Origin of the sequence: Shewanella sp. 11B5 (assembly GCF_002836795.1) — a bacterium.
In the GTDB taxonomy this organism is placed as follows: domain Bacteria; phylum Pseudomonadota; class Gammaproteobacteria; order Enterobacterales; family Shewanellaceae; genus Shewanella; species Shewanella frigidimarina.
The window spans coordinates 1-4,759 of record NZ_PJAP01000446.1 but is presented as its reverse complement, the minus strand read 5'-3'; the positions used below and the strand labels follow the sequence as shown (position 1 = coordinate 4,759).

Below are 4,759 nucleotides of genomic sequence, written 5' to 3'. Positions count from 1 at the left end.
CCACCGACACTTTTGCAGGCCCACCCACTTTATGACCAAATAAGCCCATAGCAAAGTCGGTAAATAAGCGGATCATGCCTGCTTGTTCTAAAAAGGCACCAAACAAAATAAACAAGAAAATATAGGTCGCTGATACATAAGTTGGCGTGCCATATAAGCCTTCAGTACCAAAGGCCAACTGGTTAACTATTTGGTCGAAACCATAACCTCGATGCATCAACTCACCGGGTAAATACTCGCCAAATAAACCATAGGCCAAAAAAATACCGCAAATAATCGGCAGGGCTATTCCCATCACTCGTCTTGCTGCTTCAAATACTAAAGCGACTAACACCACGCCAATAATCATGTCATTTTGGGTTAAGTCACCAGAACGTTGAATTAAGTCTGCTTCGAACACCCATTGATAAACCGCGGTGGCCATACCCGCTAAACCGAGTATCCATGCCAAAGGTTGCCATGGCTGACTCTTGCCTATACCTGGGTAGCTAATAAACACCACTAATAATAAAAAGCCCACGTGTACGGCGCGTAATACTTGTGTCGAAACTGGATGAAATGCCGCGGTGGTAATTTGGAAAATAGAAAAAATCAATGCTACTGCAAACAAGGCTTTTGGCCAGTTGCGAGTATCGGCACTTAAGCCTTGCTCTGGTTCGTTAATTTGGGTTGGATCGCTCATGGTATGCCTCGACACTTACTACAACTAATAACCTCAGCTCAGAAAAATGAGTCAATTAACAATGACGTTGACTCAATCAGTCACTCTTGATCTAAAACGGAAGTTAGCAAATATGGTTGAAAGACAGAAATAAACAAGCGCTTGCTGGGTTTACCAAACAAGCGCTGTTAACTTAATACTATTACTTATAGCGCATTCACTTCTTTGTAATAGCGTTCTGCACCTGGGTGTAGTGGGATAGGCAGATCTTTTGCCGCTGTGGCTAAACTGATCGCCTTCGCAGCTGAGTGAGCAGTACCTAAACGGTCTAGGTTTTCAAACATCAGCTTAGTCATTTGATAAGCAATCTCATCAGACACCTTGCTGTGACTTACTAATAAATTTTGTATCGCAACTGTACTCACATCTTCTGTTTGGCCTTCATAAGTATTAGCCGTAATCACCCCAACTTGATAAGCAGGATTATTAATTTTAGCGACAACATCCGCAGGGATAGCCACAAAGTTGATATCCATTGTTGCGGCTAAATCACGAATGGCTGCCATACCTAAACCAGACGATTGTAAAGTTGCATCCAATTGGCGGTTTTTAATCAGCTCAACAGATTCGGCATAAGGTAAAAACTCAACTTTACCCATATCGTCGTAACTGAGTCCTGCTGCTGCAAATATGGCACGCGCGTTAAGTTCAGTACCTGATTTTGGCGCCCCAACAGAAATACGTTTACCTTTTAAATCTGCAAGGCTATTAATACCAGCATCTTTATTGGCGACAATTTGAATATAGTTAGAATAGGTTGCCGCAATAACGCGTAATTTTTTAAGCGGCGCTTTAAAACCGGCTTCCTGATCACCTTCCCACGCTGCCGATACTGAATCACCTAGAGCAAGCGCTAATTCACCACGTCCAGCTTGTAGTAAATTGAGGTTTTCAACCGACGCTTTAGTCGCTTGAACAGAGGTTTTAGATCCCTCAATGCCATTGCTGTAAAGTTGAGATAAAGCCACACCGATAGGATAGTAAACGCCACTGGTGCCACCGGTGAGAATATTGATAAATGTCGGCGCGGCCATAACAGCCGTACTAATAGATAGCGCTGCAGCCGCGCCAATCATGCAAAAACGTTTGGTTAATTTCATCCTGCAATATCCTTATTTTTTATATTGTTATGAGTATTATTGTGTAGTTACACTACCACTGACATCCAGTGCAATCTATATAGACTAAAGGCTAATAACATCATTATAAATCGCCTTTATTCCGTGATTTCAGTTACTTCGATATTAAACCAATAGCAACATTAGCATTTCTCATCACCAACTTGCTCTAGGGCAGTCTGAGCAGTAAGCAATAAATACTCTGCCATCAACGAGTATAGTTAATTGAAATAAAAAGGTGCCAACAATGTCGGCACCTTTTTAGTCTATTCTGTTCGCCCTCATTAAATGAAAGGCTGAAATACAGTTAATCTTACATATTCATACAGTTAGCATAATATGTCACTGTGGCAGGCCAGTCAGAAAACACACCCATTACTCCGACATCTTTTGCCAGTACATCTAACAGCTCAAAAGTATCACCTTCGTTATCTATCACGTCAGCAATACTCTGATAATACCAACCACCGCCGCCTTGACTCAGTGGCCCAGACCGCTCTAATGACCAAGCAATAATCTTCAACCCAGCGGCACTTGCTGCTTTGGCATATTCAGATGGCACTATCGCGTTATTGTCTCCCACGGTAACCAGCATCCATAATGGCGGTGCAATAATCTTGACCCCGTCTGCTGCTAGAGTGTCCATACTCGGTGACCATGTGGCACTGTTCTGTGGATCAAAACCACTCAGATCATAACGATCGTCAAGGTATACCGCTTGATCGGCAAATTCAGGCGCATTGGCTATCCAATATTTTACATCGTCTAAATTAAACGATTGTGGAAACACTTGCGATGCATCAACGCCTGCTGCGGCATATTCATCTAACATTTTTTGGGCGTAGTCTTGTTGAGTAAAACCATCATACGGCATGCTGACACTGGCCGACTTAAGCTCGGGAGTCATCTTTACTCCAGCAGCTTTGAACAAGGCAATACTTTCAGCGTGAGTCATTAACGTGCCATTACCTGCATATAAGTCGGTGCGCCAATTTGGCGTGCCATCCATAAACTCTTCAACTGTGGTGGCATTAGGGTTAAAGCCGTCCATTTTGCCTTTTAAGGTTTTAAATTCAGCTAAGCTGATATCACTGGTACAACAGGTTGCCGTTGCACTCACGCCATTGACGGCATCAGCTGGTGAAAATGGCACTGAACATTTATTAGCTAGGGCTGGGATAGCCAGAATATTGGTGGTAGTGGCTAAGTCACACTGCGAATGACGGCAAACTAACTCTTTATCTGCGGTAAACGTCACGTCACATTCCACAATACCTGCGCCCGAATCGATGGCTGCTTGATAGGCTTCTTTGGTATGTTCAGGAAACTGCATTGACGCACCGCGGTGGCCAATAGAAAAGTCTGTACGGTAAAATGAATTTGAAGCACATTGCGCTAATTGATCTTTTAACTCACTGTCTTGCATTTGACCGACTAAAAATAGCGGCCTCGGGCCCACTTGGGCGCTAACACTTTTATCCACTTCTGCAGTGGTGTCATTATTATCGTTACTGTTACACCCCGAAATCCATAACATGCTGGTTAAAACCGAAATGATACCCAGTGTTACACTTTTTTTCCTTGTCATCTTATTGCTCCATGTTGTAATGCTGTAATGTCAGTTGTAATGGTTTACTAAAAATTTCATCATCTGTAACAGCTTACGCAATGAATATGACTGAATTATCGAATTATTATGACAACCTTAGTTTCTACTGTTTTATCGACCGATTGAATAATATAAAACATGACCCTAACTGCGGTAACGGTATATAGACAAGCAAATAAACGATAGTGAGTTAACGGCTAACGATGAGGTCCACAATGGCAAACACAACCCTTTATTATGTTCACGATCCAATGTGCAGTTGGTGTTGGGGATACCGCCCCACATGGGATGCTCTGCAAGTTCAACTACAACAGCAGTTTGGCCAGCAATTGAGTCTACACTATCTAGTCGGTGGTTTAGCGCCCGACTCAGCAGAACCAATGCCACACCCCATGCAGCAAATGCTACAACAAACCTGGCATAAGATTAACCAACAATTAGGTACAGAATTTAATCACGACTTTTGGCAGCTCTGCCAACCAAGGCGTTCAACGTATCCAGCATGCAGAGCCAGCATAATTGCTCGCCAATATGGGCTTGAGCAACAGATGATCAACGCTATCCAACAGGCTTATTATCTTAATGCACGCAACCCATCTGATGTTGATACTTTAGTATCGATTGCGACTCAATTAGGGATCCCTGCAGACTTGTTCACAGAGCAATTAAACGCTGATGAAACAGAAGATAAATTGCTCAAAGAAATCAATTTTGCTCGCCAACTTCCCATTCAAGGATTCCCCTCATTAGTGCTTATGCTCGATAACAACGCCTACCCTATTAGGCTTGATTATCATCAATGGCAAACCAGTTTGGCAGACATACAAACAATCTTGTTAACACCCCAACCGAGTTGATTAGTGCTTTAGGGATGACTCTGCGCAACGTCACTTAAGATATAAAGCATGTACGAGGTTGATTAGCCTTTGGCCTTAATGCCCAATATCCTATACTCTGCACGTCCAAAATAACAAAGCCCATACAGGCTAGTTAAACATAACATGAGGCAGTGAATGACAGATCGTAAACGAGGTTTTTTCGGTTGGACATGGTTTGTCATGTGGCGCTTTTTGCTACTACTGGCGCTATTACTATTGGTACTAAGATTTGTACCACCACCGACAACGTCATTTATGCTGCAAAGCGATTATCCGGTTAGTCAGCACTGGGTAAGTATTGATGAGCTGCCTGCGCACATGCCATTAGCAGTAGTAGCCGCAGAAGATCAGTTGTTTCCCGAACACTTCGGGGTCGATATCAACTCCATCACTAAAGCCCTTAACCCTGGTCTCTTATACACATCTCCGAGCC

The 4,759-nt window shown here is 43.0% G+C and carries 5 protein-coding genes; 2 read left to right on the top strand and 3 right to left on the bottom strand.

What is annotated here, in order from left to right; all coding sequences use genetic code 11:
• The 3 genes from CXF78_RS10395 to CXF78_RS10385 form a co-directional block, all read right to left on the bottom strand.
• Positions 1-664 (bottom strand): TRAP transporter large permease subunit (locus CXF78_RS10395; RefSeq protein ID WP_145991416.1); only part of this gene is annotated, 664 nt, incomplete at its 3' end.
• 203 nt (positions 665-867) lie between these two features.
• Entirely contained in the window at positions 868-1,821 is a 954-nt protein-coding gene (locus CXF78_RS10390) for a TAXI family TRAP transporter solute-binding subunit (protein ID WP_011638983.1), read from the bottom strand.
• A 331-nt stretch (positions 1,822-2,152) separates the two neighbouring features.
• Complete coding sequence (locus CXF78_RS10385; RefSeq protein WP_102036729.1) at positions 2,153-3,427, bottom strand: glycerophosphodiester phosphodiesterase family protein; 1,275 nt, start codon at positions 3,425-3,427, stop codon at positions 2,153-2,155.
• Between the two features lie 236 nt (positions 3,428-3,663).
• Between CXF78_RS10385 and CXF78_RS10380 the strand changes: the two genes are divergently transcribed.
• Complete coding sequence (locus CXF78_RS10380; RefSeq protein ID WP_102036728.1) at positions 3,664-4,305, top strand: DsbA family protein; 642 nt, start codon at positions 3,664-3,666, stop codon at positions 4,303-4,305.
• A 156-nt stretch (positions 4,306-4,461) separates the two neighbouring features.
• Positions 4,462-4,759, top strand: a 298-nt coding sequence (locus CXF78_RS10375; RefSeq protein WP_180957106.1) for a transglycosylase domain-containing protein, incomplete at its 3' end; no start/stop codon positions are given.

Coding starts and splice junctions, on each gene's coding strand:
- CXF78_RS10385 (WP_102036729.1), bottom strand. CDS start 3,427: ATGACAAGGAAAAAAAGTGTAACACTGGGTATCATTTCGGTTTTAACC.
- CXF78_RS10380 (WP_102036728.1), top strand. CDS start 3,664: ATGGCAAACACAACCCTTTATTATGTTCACGATCCAATGTGCAGTTGG.
- CXF78_RS10390 (WP_011638983.1), bottom strand. CDS start 1,821: ATGAAATTAACCAAACGTTTTTGCATGATTGGCGCGGCTGCAGCGCTA.